The sequence below is a fragment of the Pseudoxanthomonas sp. genome (genome assembly GCF_035999195.1).
GTDB lineage: Bacteria > Pseudomonadota > Gammaproteobacteria > Xanthomonadales > Xanthomonadaceae > Pseudoxanthomonas_A.
The window spans coordinates 119053-133748 of record NZ_DASYGY010000004.1 but is presented as its reverse complement, the minus strand read 5'-3'; the positions used below and the strand labels follow the sequence as shown (position 1 = coordinate 133748).

Sequence of the window (14696 nt, the reverse complement as noted above, 5' to 3'; positions counted from 1 at the left end):
ACGGATTCACAGCAGCACGCGGCGCATGTCGCCGAGCAGCTGGGCGAGATAGGCGGTGAAGCGCGCGGCGGCGGCGCCGTCGATCACGCGGTGGTCGTAACTCAGCGACAGCGGCAGCATCAGGCGCGGCTGGAACTGCTTGCCGTCCCACACCGGCTGGATCGACGACTTGGACACGCCGAGGATGGCGACTTCCGGCGCATTGACGATCGGCGTGAACGCCACGCCGCCGATGCCGCCCAGCGAGGAGATCGAGAAGCAGCCGCCCGACATCTCGGCCGGGCCGAGCTTGCCCTCGCGCGCCTTCTTCGCCAGCTCGCCGCTTTCCTGCGCGATCTCGTTGACGCCCTTCTTGTCGACGTCGCGGATCACCGGCACGACCAGGCCGTTCGGCGTGTCGGCGGCGAAGCCGATGTGGAAGTACTTCTTCAGCGTGAGGTTCTCGCCGCTGGCGTCGAGCGAGGCGTTGAAGTCGGGGAACTTCTTCAGCGCCGACACGCTGGCCTTCATCAGGAAGGCGAGCATGGTCAGCTTGATGCCGGCCTTCTCGTTTTCCTTGTTCAGCGCCACGCGCAGCGCTTCCAGGTCGGTGATGTCGGCGTGGTCGTGCTGGGTGACGTGCGGGATCATCGCCCAGTTGCGCGCCAGGTTGGCGCCGGAAATCTTCTTGATGCGCGACAGCTGGACGACCTCGGTCTCGCCGAACTTGCTGAAGTCCACCTTCGGCCAGGGCAGCAGGTTGAGGCCGCCATCCGCCGCAGCCGGTGCGCCCGCCGCAGCCGGCGCCGGGACGCCACCGGCCAGCGCGCCCTTGACGTACTTCTGCACGTCTTCCTTGCTGATGCGGCCGCCGCGCTCGCTGCCCTTCACCTGGTTGAGATCGACACCGAGTTCGCGCGCGAACAGGCGCACGGCCGGGCTGGCGTAGGCGACCTTCTCGGGCAGCACGCGGTCGGCGTTGAATTCGACCGGCGGGGTGCGCGGCGGCGAGGCTTCCGGATCGATGCCCGGCTTGTCGTCCAGCACGCGCGAGGCGGCGGGCGCCACGGCGGGTGCGGCGCGCTCCTGCGCGATCTCGCGCTGGGCGATCTTGTCGGGGGTCGGCGAAACGGCGACGGGTTCGACCTTCGCGCCGGTTTCGGCCGTGGCGGTCGGTGCGGGTGCGGCGGCGGGCTTCGCCTCGGCGGCGCCTTCGCTGGTTTCGATCAGCGCGACGACCGCGCCTTTGGCGATCTCGTCGCCCAGCTTGACCTTGATCTCCTTCACCACGCCGGCGAACGGCGACGGCACTTCCATCGTGGCCTTGTCCGATTCCAGCGTCACCAGGCCCTGGTCCTTCTTCACCGTGTCGCCCACGGCCACCAGGATCTCGATCACCGGCACGCCGTCGTAGTCGCCGATATCGGGGACTTTGGCTTCCTTGATGTCGGACATGGCGTTACTCCGGTGCGTGCGTGAAGAGGGAACCCCTATTGTGTCCGCAGCGGCGCGATGCGCCAACCGTTCGTTGTCGCCAATTGATGTCCACGACGGGACATTGCAGGCGTCGTGCGACGCATTGGTATCGCTTTGGTCGGCCCCGACGTGAGCGGACGCCTGCGATACGGGACCGCATGTTTCATCCGCCACGCGTCCGGCCGCGTATGTGGATGCGGTGTTCACGGCCCTGCCGGCAGCATCCCGCCCCATCCGGTCAAGGAGATTCCCATGCGTTGGCTCGTTTTGCTGCTGTCCCTCGCCATGCCGCTCGTTTCCTGGTTTTCGCAGCGGGGCGCCTTCGGCCCCACCAACGGCGCCATTTCCGACCAGTACCCCACGCTGATCGTGGCGGCGGGCTACGCGTTCGCCATCTGGGGCCTGATCTTCCTGTGGGACGTGGCATTCGGTGCCTGGCAGGCGTTCTCGCGGCACGCGGCGGCGCCGGTCGTGGCGCGCGTGCGTCCCTGGGCGGCGGCCGGGTTCGCGCTGACCGCGGTGTGGATGCCGGTCTTCTCGATGCAGCTGTTCTGGCTGGCGCTGCTGATCATCTGGGCAGCGCTGGCGTGCCTGCTGGCCTGTGCGCTGACACTGTCGGCCGCGCGCGACGGCACCCCCGGTCTCACCGTATGGGCGTGGGCGCCGCTGTCGCTGCACGCCGGCTGGCTGTCGCTGGCGGCGTTCCTCAACACCGCACAGGTCATCGTCGCCTACCGGCTGCTCCCGACCGACGCGATGCTGCCGTGGACGCTGGTGCTGTTCGCCGCGGCCGCCGCCCTGCTGCTGTGGGCGAACCGGCGCATGCGCGGCAACCTGCCGTTCGTGGCGGCGGCGCTGTGGGCGCTGGCGGCGGTCTACCTCAAGCAGAGCGACTCGACGCTGTCCGGCAGCGACACCGCCGCGCTGGTCGCCGTGGCGGTGGCGGTAGTGCTGGCGGCGCAGACCCTCTGGCTACGGCTGCGTCCGTCCGCGCGAACCGCGCACGGCTGACGCCGGCAGCAGCGGCCGCAGCACGCCCCAGGCCTCGCGCAGCCGCGCCAGATCCATCGCCGCGTGCGCCGGGCTGGTCGAGGGCAGCGCGATGATGCGCACGCGATGCCGCAGGCCCTCGTCCAGCTGCGGCGCCACATGCCGCTTGAACATCGTCGCCGCGGTCCCGCCGTTGAGTGCGATGCCGCACAGGCCGTCCAGCCCCCGCGCGAGGTCGGCGATGGGATTCGCCCGTTCGCTGCCGCGGACGATGGCGCTGTCCAGGCTGCCGCTGCGGCGGCATTGGCCGATCACGTCCCACAGCCCGATGCCCGCCCGCTGCAGTGCCGCCAGGCGGTCGGCATAGGACGCATCGGGCACCAGGTGCGCCAACTCCGCCATCACCGGCCAGAACCGGTTGCGCGGATGGGCGTAGTAGCGCGCGGCTTGCAGTGACGCAACGCCGGGCATCGATCCCAGCACCAGCACGCGACAGTCGGGGGCCACCACCGGTGGCAGCCCGGTCAGTACGTCGCCTCCGCTCACGCGCCTGCCGCCGGCTGCCAGGGCTTCACCACCAGCAGCGCACCTGCCACGACCATCAGCAGGCCGACCACGCGCAGCGCGTCCACCGGCTGCCGCGCGTGCAGCACGCCGAAGTGGTCCAGCACCACCGAGCCCACCAGCTGCCCGGCCACCACCAGGCAGATCAGCGACGCCGCGCCGAGCCGCGGCACCAGCAGCGTGGCGGACGCGACGAACACCGCGCCGATCACGCCACCGGTCCATGCCCACCACGGCACCTTGGCCAACGCGGCGGGAACGAACACCGGCTTCGTCAGCAGCCACCACGCCAGCAGCACGCCCGTGCCCACCAGGAAGGAGGACAGCGAGGCGAACAGCGGCCCGAAGCTCTGCCGACCCAGCGATGCATTGATCAACGCCTGCAGCGGCAACAGCATGCCGATGAAGAGGGCCAGGGCCACGCCGGTCGCGTTCATGGATCGTCTCGTGCAGGTCGGGAGGCGGCACGATACGCCACGCCCGCGTCGCGAGGCGTCAACGCCGGCGCGTCATGCCGGTTGCGGACCGCCCTGCCGCTTCGACACCGCGCGCTGCAGCAGCGCCATCGACACCAGCAGCATCGCCATCGGCACCAGCAGCAGGTAGAAGGCCCGCGATCCGTCGAAGTGCGCGAACAGTTGGCCGGTCACGTACGAACCGGTGGTGCCGCCCAGTGCGGAGAACACCACGATCAATCCCGTCATCGCCGCATGCCGCGACTTCGGCAGCGCGCTGAGCACCACGGAGTTGATCGCCGGATAGATCGGCGCCATCAGCAGGCCGATCATCGGGAAGACATAGGCGGCCGCCGGCGCGTTCCACCAGGTCATGCCGTCGCGCGCCTGCACGTCGGCGGCCAGCGGCAACGCCAGCAGCACCAGCACCGCCATCGCCAGTACGCAGGCCGAGAGCAGCCAGAACCAGGGAATCCGTCGCAGCAGCACGCCACCGCCCAGTCGTCCCAGCGCCAGCGAACCGGCGAAGATGCTGGCCGCCTGCACGCTGAGGGTGGTGGGCAGGTGCAGGATCTCGCGGTTGAACGTGGGCAGCCAGGTGTTGATGGCCTGTTCCATCAGCACGTAGAGGAACGCCGACACGAGGAACACCACCACCAGCGTCAGCGCCAGCAGGCGGAACATGTCGATGAAGGATTCGCCTGCCGCATGGCCATCCTGCGCCGCGCGCTCGTCCAGCGTGCAGGTCGCCAGCAGCACGATCACCGCGACGCACAGCGCCGCCAGCACCCAGTAGACGTCCAGCCAGACCGGATCGCCCGGCACGTCGGCATTGATGAAGGCGGCGAACAGCCAGGCGCTGCCCAGGATGCCGACCATGAACCAGCCCTCCACCGTGCTGGTCAGCGCCGCATGCGCCTTCGCGTCCCCGGTCAGCAGGCCGATGCTGGAATACACCGACACCTTCACCAGTGCGAACGCCACGCCGACCGTGGCGAACAGCAGCTTGGTCGCCCAGAACGCCTGCAGCAGCGGCATGGCGACGCAGGCGGCGGCGACCAGCAGCAGGCCGAGCATCATCGCCCGGCGGTAGCCCAGCCGCGGCAGGAACGACGCCACCAGGAACGACGTGATGGCGATGGGCAGGTCCTTGAACGCTTCCAGCAGGCTGGCATCGGCCTTGCTGATGCCGAAGCCCTGGATGGACTGCAGGATCACCGTGCCCACGGAGTTCAACAGCATGGCGAAGATCATGTAGGTCAGGATCATCGCCAGGATCATGCGGGTGCGCGTCATGGGCGGTACCGGTCGGGTCGTGCGCGGCGTCGGCGCGGCCCCGCCGCGCAACGCCCGGTGCTAAGAGGATATCCGCCACCGCACCTGGAGAGACCATGCGGCGGCGGAAGGCGGCCCGCGCGAACGCGGGCCGCGGTACGTCACCAGCGGTAGGCGACGGAGGCCTGGTACGACGTGCCTTCCAGCGGCCGTCCCATGAACACGCCGCCACTGGTCGCATTGCCCAGCACGCGCGCATTGCCTTCGGTCAACGCGATCTCGTCGGTCACGTTGCGGCCCGAGAAGGTGAACTCCCAGTGGTCGCCCACGTGCGCGCTGGCGCCGATGTCCCAAGTGTCGTACTCGGGCAGCACCTGGCCGTTGGCGGGATCGGAATAGCGATCGCCCACGTGCGTGTAGGTGGTGAACACCTTCAGGTCGCCCCACGGCATCGACCAGTAGTAGCTCGGCGTCAGTCGCGCGCGGAACTTCGGCTGGCGCACCACCTGGTTGCCGTCGAACGTGGAGAAGTCGCCGTACTTGGCGCGCAGCCAGGTCGCATTCCACGCCAGCTCGAAACCGCCCACCGGTCGCCACGCGCCCTCGAACTCCAGGCCACGCGCCTTCGAATCGCCGATGATCACGACGTTGTTGCCGTTGTTGTCGAACGCCTGGTAGCGCAGGCCGGTGAAATCGTTGTAGAACGCGGTCAGGTACATCTCGTACGTCTCGCCGCCGGCCTTCAGGCCCAGCTCGTACTGGTCGATCTCGGTCTTGTTGTTGGCGCCATCGCGCAGGTTGTCGAACTGCGGGAAGGTGAAGCCCGAGTTGACCCGGCCGAACAGGCTGACGCTGTCATTGAGCGTGTAGTTCAGGCCCGCCGTCCACGACACGTCGCTGTCGTTCTGGTCGATGCTGCGAGGCGTGGTGGAGACCGAGGTGGTGTTGTCGTACAGGGTGTTCGGGTCGCCATCCAGGTCGCGCGTCACCGGATCCCACACCGTGCCGTTGATCTCCTGCCGCTCGTAGCGCACGCCGGCATCCAGGCGGACGCGGTCGTTGACGGTCCATTCGTCGGCGATGAAGAAGGCGGTGTTCTGTCCATCGTAGTCGCCGCGGATGTTGTAGAACGCGGTGCCGACGAAGCCGTCGCGCGTGGCAACGCGGCCATCGGACAGCGCCAGGTTCACCCGGCGTGCGTTGTCCTGCGCCGTCAGCAGCATGTTGTTGCCCAGCCACCAGCGGTCCTTCGACGAGTAGTCGGCGTAGTACACGCCGAACGTCAGCGAATTGCGCTCGGTCAGGTCGACGCTGAAGCGCAGGTCGTTGGTGAACGAACTGATTTCCTTGTCCACCACCCAGAAGCCCGCGGTCAGCACCTGCTGGTTGGGATCGACCGTACCGCCGCCGTTGACGAAACTGCCGGTGCCGGTCACGCCCGCACCGTAGGTATCGGTGATGAACGAGGACAGCGTCTGCGGGTTGGCGCCGGTGAACAGCGCATAGGTCGGCGCATCGCCCTTGAGGTAGTTGAACTTGTCGCTGATCGTCCAGTTGCCGACGTACCAGTCCAGCGAACCACCGAACACGTCGATGTCCACGCCGCGGCCATCGGCCAGGTCGCGCGTCATCGTCTGGTTGCCCACGCCGGTCGGCAGCGTCACCCGGCGGAAGTCGTCGCCGACCAGCGTGCCGGTGGTGGCGTCCAGGCCGGGGAAGCTGGAGATGTCCTGGCCGTTGTTGCGCGAGACCAGCGGCACCGCCGTATAGAAGGTGTTCTTGTCGTCGGTGTGGCGCGCGTAGAGGTTGAACTCGCCTTCGGCCCAGCGCTTGGTCAGCGTGGCGCTCAGCTGCCCACCCTTCTCCACCGGGAAGCCGGTCTGGCGCACGCCGTCGGTCTCGCGGTAGAAGCCACCCACGCTGTAGTACCAGCCGCTGTCCGCGCTCAGCGGGCCGCCGCTGTAGAAGTCGACCCGGCGCAGGCTGTCGGTGCCCAGCGTCATGCGCACCAGGCCTTCGGGCGTGTCCTCGCCCTTCTTCTGGATGAAGTTGACGGTGACGCCGGGCTGGCCGTTGGAATAGATCGGACTGGGACCACCGCGCAGGCCTTCGACGCGCGCGATGGTGTCATCGATGCGGAACAGCGTGGTGTTCTCGAGGAACGACAGCGTCGGCGGCGGGAAGATCGGCGAGCCGTCCAGCTGCAGGGTGAAGAACGGCGCATCGCCCTCGGAGGGCATGCCGCGGACGAAGACGTTGGCGCCGGTACCGCCGCCGCTGGCCTCCGCCCACACGCCCGGCACGATCTTCAGCAGGTCGGCGGTGCTGGTGGGCGCGGTTTCCTGGATCTGCTCCGGCGTGGCCGTGCTGATCGAGAAGCTGGCGTCGCGCTTGCGCAGGCCCTTGAACTTGGCCGTGCCGCTGACGACCACCGCGTCCAGCGTGGTCGCATCATCGTTGGCGGCGGCCGGCGCCGCCTCCTGTGCGGATGCCAGCGTCGGCGCCAGGGCCAGCGCAATGGCGGCCGACAGGGCGTAGCGCATCGGGTGCTTGGTGTGTTGCATGGTCTCTCCCTCCACGTAATGCGTTGTTGTTGTAGTGACAGGCTGCCGCCGCGGCTTCTGTGGCCGCGTGCGGTCAAGGCGAAACGAACGTCCTCAGGTCGAACTCGGCGATGCGGGGTATCACGGCGTCGGCATGGCGCAACGCGCGCGCATCGCCGATGCCCACGGCGGCCATGCCGGCGGCATGGATGGCTTCGATGCCGGCGGCGGCGTCTTCCACGCCGATGCAGCGGTGTGCGGGCACGCCGAGTGCTGCCGCGACATCCAGGAAGATGGCCGGGTCGGGCTTGGCGCGCACGATCCGGCCGGCGTTAGCGATGTAGTCGAAACGGTCTGCGATGCCCAGCTTGTCCAGCAGCGCCGGCGCATTGCGGCTGGCCGAGGCCAGGCCCAGCTTCAGCCCGGCCGCACGCGCGGCCTCCAGCACCTCACGCACGCCATCGAACAGGTCCTGCGGACCGACGCTGGCGATCTCCTGCACGTAGTAGCCGTTCTTGGTGTCGGCCAGCGCGCGCTTCTCGTCGGCGGAATACGTGCGCGACGCGCGCTCCAGGATGATCTCCAGCGACGCCATCCGGTCCACGCCCTTCAACCGCTCGTTGACCTGCAGGTCGAACGGCACGCCGATGTCGTCGGCCAGCCGCTTCCACGCGCGGTAGTGCGTATGCGCGGTGTCGGTCAGCACACCGTCCAGGTCGAAGATCAGTGCGTCGCACGCACGCGGGAACATCGCCTTGGGCGGCGCCGGCACGGCCAGCGGCAGCACGGCCTCGCGGCCCCGCGTCAGGTGCACGTCGCTGCCGGCGTGGCCGAACGCCAGCGCATCGCCCTCATCCAGCCGGTAGCGCACGCCGCGCGCCTCCACGTCCACCCGCAACACGCAGCCGCGCCAGCGCAGGTTGAACCCGTATCCCTTCCACGCCCGCGGCAGCGTCGGCGCGAACTGCAGCCGGCCGCGCACCACGCGCAGGCCGCCGAAGCCCTGTACCAGGCCCAGCCAGCTGCCCGCCATCGCTGCCATGTGCACGCCGTGGTCGGTGTTGCCGTGCAGGTCGTCCAGGTCCACGCGCAGGCTGGCGTCGAAGTACTGCCACGCCTTCTCGTCCTGCCCCACTTCGCTGGCGAGGATGCCGAACACCGGCGCAGACAGCGTGGAGTCGTGGGTGGTGACCGCTTCGTAGTAATCGAAATCGCGCCGTTTCGTTCCCGGGTCGATTCCGTCGCCGGCCAGCACCATCGCCATCACCACGTCAGCCTGCTTGCAGACCTGGTGGCGGTACAGCGTGAGCGGGTGGTAGTCGAGCAGCAGCGGGCGGTGCGCGCCCTCGCGTTTCGGGAACGGCCAGCGCGGCTTGCCGAGGAAGTCGTCGTCCTGAGGATGGATGCCCAGCGCCTCGTCGACCGGCAGGTGCATGGCATCGGCGGCGCGCTGCCACAGGGCGACTTCTGCGGCGTCCAGCCCGATGCGCGCGGCCAGCGCCCGCAGGGCGTCGGGACGATCGGCCGACAGCCGGTGCCACGCGTCCACCGCGCGCTGCAGGTGCCGCTGCGCCATGCGGTTGGTGTACCAGTTGTTGTTGACCAGCGTGGTGTATTCGTCCGGACCGGTCACTTCGTGGATGCAGAACGCGCCGCCGAGGCGCGGATTGAAGTGGCCTGCCTGCGGCCAGATGCGCGCGGTCTCGAAAAGAATCTCGGCGCCAGCCTCGCTGAGGAAGTCGAGATCATCGCTGGCGTCGAGATAAAGCCCGATCCCGTACGCGATGGCGGCGTTGATGTGGTACGCCGCCGAGCCGCTGGGATAGTGCGCGGAACATTCGCGGCCGGCGATGGTGCGCCACGGATACAGCGCGCCGCACGGGTGGTTCATCGCGCGCGCGGTGTCGCGTGCGCCATCCAGGGTGCGGTAGCGGTACATCAGCATGGCGCGCGCCACGTCCGGCGCGGTGAACGCCATCACCGGCAGCACGAAGGCTTCCGTGTCCCAGAAGCAGTGGCCTTCGTAGCCCTCGCCGGTGATGCCCTTGGCGGCCGTGCCGGTGATGCCGTCGCGGCCCGCCGACTGCAGCAGGTGGAACAGATTGAAGCGCAGCGCCAGTGCCGCCGTCGGATCGCCGTCCACCGACAGGCCGGCGCGCTGCCAGAACGCCTGCATCGAGGCGGCCTGCGCGGTGGCGATGCCGTCGAAACCGTCGCGCGACGCGCGCGCGAGCACGGCATCCACGCGGTCGGCCGCCGCGCCGTTGCCATCGTCGTAGGCGACGAACTTCTCGATCGTCACCGACGCGCCGGGTGCCAGCGTCGCGACGAAGCGCTGCTCGACGCGTCCCGGTTCCACCGCCGCACCGTCGAAGGCCAACGCCGGCGACATGAGGTGCCCCTGTGCGCAGACCAGCGCCACGCCGCTGTGATGGGTGCGCTGGGTCAGCCGCGCGTGGTCGGCATCGGCGTGCTCGTCCGCGACCAGCAGATCCTTGCCGCCATGCACGCCGATGCGCGGATCATCGCCCTGCTCGACCGCCTGCCGGCCGGTCTCGATGGACGACACCACCGTCAGCGGCCCCGCGTAATCGACGGAGGCCACCTCGAAGCGGATCGCCAGCAGCGCGCGCTCGGCCAGCGGCACCACACGCTGCGCGGTGATCTGCAGCGTGTGGCCCTGCGGCGTCTTCAGCCGCAGGCGCCGGTGCAGCATGCCGGCTTCCAGATCCAGGGTGCGTTCGAAGTCCAGCCATTCCGCCTCCGCCAACCGCAGCGGAACGTCGCCCAGCTGCAGGCGGAGGTGCTTGCCCTCGGCCACCGGCACGCGCGTGTCGGTGCTGCGGGTGAAGCCGGGGAAACGCTCGTGGTAGTGGATCGGGTTCTGCTCGAACACGCTGGACAGGAAGGTGCCGTCGCTGGCGCTGTCGTCTTCCTCCAGCGCGCCGCGCACGCCGAGGGTGCCGTTGGCCAGCGCGAACAGGGTCTCGTCGCGCGCCGCACGTCCGGCATCGAAGGCCCGCTGGGTGAGCCGCCAGGGATCGGACCGGCCCTCGCCCCGCGCCGTGTCCTGCTCCGTTGTCTGCGCTTGCTGCTGTTCCACCGACATCCTCGTGCTCATCTCTTGCCGCCCGTGGTGGCACCACGGGCGGGGGCACGCTAAAAGCCGTTGTTATCGATGTCAAGTTATCGATGTCAAAGCGGTCTCCGACGTCCTGCACCGCGGCCTTGGCGCGGGCAGCGCGGTGGACAGAACTCTTTTTATTCAATGCGTTAGGCGAGAAAAGGCCCGCGTCGGCGCGCCCGGATGTCTACCGGGTAGCCGCTGCAATGCAGCAGTGCGCTGCGCTCAGGTGGTGCGGACGACCAGGTGGGTCGGCAGGGTCTCGGACGCCGCCGCATCGCCCTCGATCAGGGCGCGGACCTTGCGCGCCAGCAGCACGCCGGCGTCGATGAAGTTCTGGTGCACCGACGTGAGCGGTGGCACGTAGGTGGCGCCGAGCGGCGTGTCGTCGTAACCGATCACCGACACGTCCTCCGGTACGCGGCGGCCGCGCTCGATCAGCGCGCGGATCGCGCCGATGGCCAGCAGGTCGCTGGCGGCGAACAGCGCATCGACCTGCGGGTGGGTTTCCAGCAGCGCATGCACCGCGTCCGCACCGGCACCGACGGTGAAACTCGCGACGGTCGGCGTCAACGGCGTGATGCCATGGCGGGCGAGCGCGTCGCCGAAGCCTTCCAGCCGCTCCGCGAACTCGCCATGCGCCGGATCGCCGAGGAAGGCCGGCCGCCGCCGACCGAGCGCGATGAAGCGCTCCGCCGCCAGCGCGCCGCCACGCCGATTGTCGCTGCCGACGACCACCTGCGACTCGTGACGGCTCACCGCACCCCAGACGACCATCGGCCGTCCCCAGCGCTGCACTTCGTGCATGGCGTCCTCGTGCGCGCCCTGGCCGAGCAGGATCACGCCGTCGGCCGCCTGCACGTTGGGCAGCGAACCGCCCTGCAGCGACGTGAGCAGCACGCTGTAGCCGGTGGATGTCAGTTCCTGGGTGATGCCGCCGAGCAGGTCGAGCGGGTACGGCCCGGACATCTGCCGTTCCACCGTGGGCTTCATCTCCACCACCACCGCCACCGTCATGCTGCGACGGAGCTTGAGGTTGCGCGCGCTGACATTGAACGAATACCCGTACTGCTGCGCGACCTGGCGGACGCGTTCGCGCGTCTCCGCATTGACCAGCGGGCTGTCGCGCAGCGCGCGCGACACGGTGATCGCCGAGACGCCGGCCACCTTCGCCAGGTCCGCCATGGTCAGGTGTCCGCCGGGCGTCGGCAGGTCGGCGCGCGCCCGCGGCTTGCGCTTGGCAGGGGGCATGCGGCTCATTTCCTTGCGCGGCTGGCTTCGTAGTGTGCGATGTACGCGTCCACCGGTGTGGATGCGATGACGCCACCGATGACCTCCGGCAGCAGGTCGTCCAGCGCCTTGAACCGCAGGCAGCTCTTGCCCATGTCCAGCCGCTTGCCGGCGTCCGCGTAGGCGTTGCGCAGCACCACGTCCTGCGCGGAGTTCTCATGGCACGTGGTCAGGTACAGCGCGTAGTACTGCTTCTGCGCCGCCAGCGCCACATAGGACAGTGGCTGCTTGTTGTAGGTGGTGGGATACCGGGACAACGGGATCTCCCAGCAGACCATCCCCCAGTTCATCGTCTCGGCGTAGCCGGCAGGCAGGTGCCGGTTGACCAGATCGCGTACCGCCGACATCACCACGCGCCGTTCTTCGGGCAGCTCCGCCAGGTAATCGTCGACCGTCTTCGCCTTGCTGCTGGCCATGGGCATCGCTCCTCGTCGCGCCGAGATTAGCGCAACCACGCGGCCGATGTCGTGGACCCTCGCACCCAGGGCGACGTGCGCCTGCAGGGCGCTGCCTGGCCTGCCATCGCGCGCATCACGCATCCAGTCCAGTCAGCGACATGCACGTGCAGTGAAATGCGCGGACATCACCCGCGATATTCCGCGCGGTTTGTGATCGGTTCACGTCGCGACGTGGCAGGCGTTCATGCACGGATGGTTACGGTGCGCTCGCCCTGAAGGCCACGACGCATCGCGTCGTCTTCGGGGACATAAGAAAACAAAACAGGAGACACCCCCATGAAGTCGCTTCGTACCCTCACGATTGCCCTTGCTTCCCTCATCGCTGCCCCGGCGGCGTTCGCACAGGATGCCACCACCGACAGCGCGTCCTCGACGTACGACAAGCGCTTCGCCGTCGTCGGTGGCGCCGCCATCCTCAAGCCCGACCGCGATCCGGCGCCCGGCCTGAAAATCGATGGTGATGTCGCGCCCGTGATCAGCGCCAGCTGGTACGCCACCCCCAACATCGCGGTCGAGCTGTGGGGCGCGGCCGACAAGTTCAACCATCGAGTCAAGGCCGATGGCGCCGGCAAGATCGGCACGGTCGACCAGCAGCCGATCGCGCTGAGCGGCCAGTACCACTTCGGTACGCCCGACCAGGTGATGCGTCCGTTCCTGGGCCTGGGCTACTACGAGTCCAACTTCAGCAACGAGAGCATCGGCGGCGACGGTGCGCACGTGGGACTGGAGACCGCCAAGGGCGCCATCGCCACCGCCGGCGTGGACTTCAACATCAACGAAACCTGGTTCGCACGCACCGACGTGCGCTACATGAAGGGCGACGCCGGCGTGCGCGTGGCCGGCCAGGGCACCGGTGAAGAACTGACGATCGACCCGTGGGTCGTGGGTGTGGGTATCGGCGCGCGCTTCTGATCCATCGCTCCGACGCGTCGATACGGCGGCGGGCCTCCGGGCCCGCCGCCTTTCTCTTGGCAGAGCGGAGCGTGCTCCTCTGCGTGACCCGGCCTCGGCAATCCTGGCGTCAACGCACGCCGCGCAGCCGCTCCAGCCGCGCCACGCGCCACTTCACGCACCACGCGTAGACCAGGTAGTAGCCCAGCAACAGCCCCGCCACCGCCAGCAGGCTGCCGTGGCCACTCAGCAAGGCATGCGTCGCCGGCACGCTGTCCGTGCGCCAGTACTGCACCATCTGCACGCCGCCCAGCACGATGCGGCCGGCGACGATGGCCACCAGCAGCAGCGCCAGCCACGCATTGGGCTGGTAGAACACGCCCTGCGGCGCGACTTCCCAACGCGTCAGCCATACCCCAATCAGGCCGAGGACGCCACCCGCGAGCAGGCCGACTCCCGCCCCCACCAGACTGTCCGGCCACCAGATCAGGCCGAACGCACTGACCACGCCGAACAGCGCGACCGAGACCAACAGGCTCCATGCATTGAAGGCCAGCAGCCAGCCGCGCGCCATGCGCCGCGAGCGTCCGTAGCGGTAACGCTGCCACAGCGACAGCGGCAGCAGCACGACCCACAGGGCGAGCAAGAGGAAGACGAACAGCAGCACGAGGACGATGGGCATGCGTGCATCATGCCGCAACGCGTGTCAGGGGTGCTCGGCTTCCACATGCACCTTCTCGCGGCGCAGCAGATACAACCCGCTCGCCACGATGATGCCGGCCCCGATCCAGGTGACGCCATCGGGCAGCACCGACCACAACGCCACGTCCAGCAGCACGCCCCAGACCAGCGCGGTGTATTCCAGCGGGGCGATCAGCGACGCCTCGCCGCGACGGAAGGCTTCGGTCAACGCCACCTGCGCCAGCGAACCGGACACGCCGACGCCGGCGATGATCCACCCATGCGCCGGTTGCAGCGGTTTCCACGCCGGTAATGCCAGCAGCCACGCCCCCAGCGAAAGCAGCACCACGAACCAGAACACCATCGCCTGCGTGCTGTCGCGCTGCGCCAGCATGCGCACGGTGACCGCGCCCATCGCGTAGCAGATCGCCGCGATCAGGATCGCCAGTCCACCGCCGGTCAACATGCCCTCGCCGGTCGGGCGGAGGATCACCAGCACACCGGCCAGGCCGATGAAGATCGCCACCCAGCGCGCCGGCCCCACGCGCTCCTTGAGTAGCGGACCCGCCATCGCCGTGACCAGAAGCGGTGCGACGAAGGTGATCGCATACGCCGTCGACAGCGGCATGGTCCGCAGGCCGTAGACGAACCCCGCCATCATCGCGATGCCCAACGCGCCGCGCAGCAGATGCAGCGGCCAGTAGACGCGCAGCAGCGACCGCGCCGGCACCGTCGCCAGCACCCACAGCGTCACCAGCGGCAGCGAGGAGAGCCCACGCAACGCCGCCACCTGCAGCGGCGGGTAGTGCGACGACAGCAGCTTCAGTCCCGCATCCATCAGGGCGAACATCAGCACGGCCGCCAGCATCAACAGGACGGCCGAGGCGAGCGAGGGGCGGGAAGCGGACATGCACCATTATCGCCTTGGCCGACCGCGTTGCGCGCGCCTGCGCTACCCTGCACGCACCCA

At 68.9% G+C, this 14696-nt stretch carries 12 protein-coding genes; 2 read left to right on the top strand and 10 right to left on the bottom strand.

Annotation, left to right across the window (positions count from 1 at the left end; genetic code table 11):
- Positions 1–6: 6 nt before the first annotated feature.
- Positions 7–1434, bottom strand: a complete 1428-nt coding sequence (locus VGN58_RS01290) for a dihydrolipoyllysine-residue acetyltransferase (protein ID WP_327480856.1) — start codon at positions 1432–1434, stop codon at positions 7–9.
- Between the two features lie 273 nt (positions 1435–1707).
- Here VGN58_RS01290 and VGN58_RS01285 point away from each other — a divergent pair, with 273 nt between their 5' ends.
- Entirely contained in the window at positions 1708–2466 is a 759-nt protein-coding gene (locus tag VGN58_RS01285; protein WP_327480854.1) for a hypothetical protein, read from the top strand.
- Here the strand turns inward: VGN58_RS01285 and VGN58_RS01280 are convergent.
- The 7 genes from VGN58_RS01280 to VGN58_RS01250 form a co-directional block, all read right to left on the bottom strand.
- On the bottom strand, positions 2428–2991 hold the full coding sequence (locus VGN58_RS01280) for a DNA-deoxyinosine glycosylase (protein ID WP_327480852.1): 564 nt from the start codon (positions 2989–2991) through the stop codon (positions 2428–2430). The two genes, VGN58_RS01285 and VGN58_RS01280, sit on opposite strands and share 39 nt — an antisense overlap.
- A complete protein-coding gene (locus VGN58_RS01275; RefSeq protein WP_327480850.1) occupies positions 2988–3446 on the bottom strand; it encodes a DMT family transporter in 459 nt (152 codons plus the stop codon). Before VGN58_RS01275 ends, VGN58_RS01280 begins: the two co-directional genes overlap by 4 nt.
- A gap of 72 nt (positions 3447–3518) precedes the next feature.
- Positions 3519–4760, bottom strand: a complete 1242-nt coding sequence (locus VGN58_RS01270) for an MFS transporter (RefSeq protein WP_327480848.1) — start codon at positions 4758–4760, stop codon at positions 3519–3521.
- Positions 4761–4900: 140 nt separating this feature from the next.
- Positions 4901–7303: a TonB-dependent receptor gene (locus VGN58_RS01265; RefSeq protein ID WP_327480846.1), complete on the bottom strand. Its 2403-nt coding sequence runs from the start codon at positions 7301–7303 to the stop codon at positions 4901–4903.
- A gap of 73 nt (positions 7304–7376) precedes the next feature.
- Entirely contained in the window at positions 7377–10403 is a 3027-nt protein-coding gene (gene pgmB / locus VGN58_RS01260; RefSeq protein WP_327480844.1) for a beta-phosphoglucomutase, read from the bottom strand.
- A gap of 228 nt (positions 10404–10631) precedes the next feature.
- Entirely contained in the window at positions 10632–11657 is a 1026-nt protein-coding gene (locus tag VGN58_RS01255) for a LacI family DNA-binding transcriptional regulator (protein WP_327480842.1), read from the bottom strand.
- A gap of 5 nt (positions 11658–11662) precedes the next feature.
- Entirely contained in the window at positions 11663–12112 is a 450-nt protein-coding gene (locus VGN58_RS01250) for a DUF1801 domain-containing protein (protein WP_327480840.1), read from the bottom strand.
- A 318-nt stretch (positions 12113–12430) separates the two neighbouring features.
- On the opposite strand from VGN58_RS01250, the gene VGN58_RS01245 reads away from it, so the two are divergent.
- On the top strand, positions 12431–13066 hold the full coding sequence (locus VGN58_RS01245) for an OmpW/AlkL family protein (RefSeq protein ID WP_327480838.1): 636 nt from the start codon (positions 12431–12433) through the stop codon (positions 13064–13066).
- A gap of 109 nt (positions 13067–13175) precedes the next feature.
- On the opposite strand, the gene VGN58_RS01240 is transcribed toward VGN58_RS01245, so the two are convergent.
- Both VGN58_RS01240 and VGN58_RS01235 read right to left on the bottom strand, forming a co-directional pair.
- Entirely contained in the window at positions 13176–13727 is a 552-nt protein-coding gene (locus VGN58_RS01240; RefSeq protein ID WP_327480836.1) for a DUF1453 domain-containing protein, read from the bottom strand.
- A 24-nt stretch (positions 13728–13751) separates the two neighbouring features.
- Positions 13752–14636 carry a DMT family transporter gene (locus VGN58_RS01235; RefSeq protein ID WP_327480834.1) on the bottom strand — a complete coding sequence of 295 codons (885 nt, stop codon included), beginning with the start codon at positions 14634–14636 and terminating at the stop codon, positions 13752–13754.
- Positions 14637–14696 lie beyond the last annotated feature (60 nt).

Excerpts from the sequence above, each read along its gene's own strand:
- VGN58_RS01290 (WP_327480856.1), bottom strand. The coding sequence starts at position 1,434 with ATGTCCGACATCAAGGAAGCCAAAGTCCCCGATATCGGCGACTACGAC.
- VGN58_RS01285 (WP_327480854.1), top strand. The coding sequence starts at position 1,708 with ATGCGTTGGCTCGTTTTGCTGCTGTCCCTCGCCATGCCGCTCGTTTCC.
- VGN58_RS01275 (WP_327480850.1), bottom strand. The coding sequence starts at position 3,446 with ATGAACGCGACCGGCGTGGCCCTGGCCCTCTTCATCGGCATGCTGTTG.
- VGN58_RS01270 (WP_327480848.1), bottom strand. The coding sequence starts at position 4,760 with ATGACGCGCACCCGCATGATCCTGGCGATGATCCTGACCTACATGATC.
- VGN58_RS01265 (WP_327480846.1), bottom strand. The coding sequence starts at position 7,303 with ATGCAACACACCAAGCACCCGATGCGCTACGCCCTGTCGGCCGCCATT.
- pgmB (WP_327480844.1), bottom strand. The coding sequence starts at position 10,403 with ATGAGCACGAGGATGTCGGTGGAACAGCAGCAAGCGCAGACAACGGAG.
- VGN58_RS01255 (WP_327480842.1), bottom strand. The coding sequence starts at position 11,657 with ATGCCCCCTGCCAAGCGCAAGCCGCGGGCGCGCGCCGACCTGCCGACG.
- VGN58_RS01250 (WP_327480840.1), bottom strand. The coding sequence starts at position 12,112 with ATGGCCAGCAGCAAGGCGAAGACGGTCGACGATTACCTGGCGGAGCTG.
- VGN58_RS01245 (WP_327480838.1), top strand. The coding sequence starts at position 12,431 with ATGAAGTCGCTTCGTACCCTCACGATTGCCCTTGCTTCCCTCATCGCT.
- VGN58_RS01240 (WP_327480836.1), bottom strand. The coding sequence starts at position 13,727 with ATGCCCATCGTCCTCGTGCTGCTGTTCGTCTTCCTCTTGCTCGCCCTG.
- VGN58_RS01235 (WP_327480834.1), bottom strand. The coding sequence starts at position 14,636 with ATGTCCGCTTCCCGCCCCTCGCTCGCCTCGGCCGTCCTGTTGATGCTG.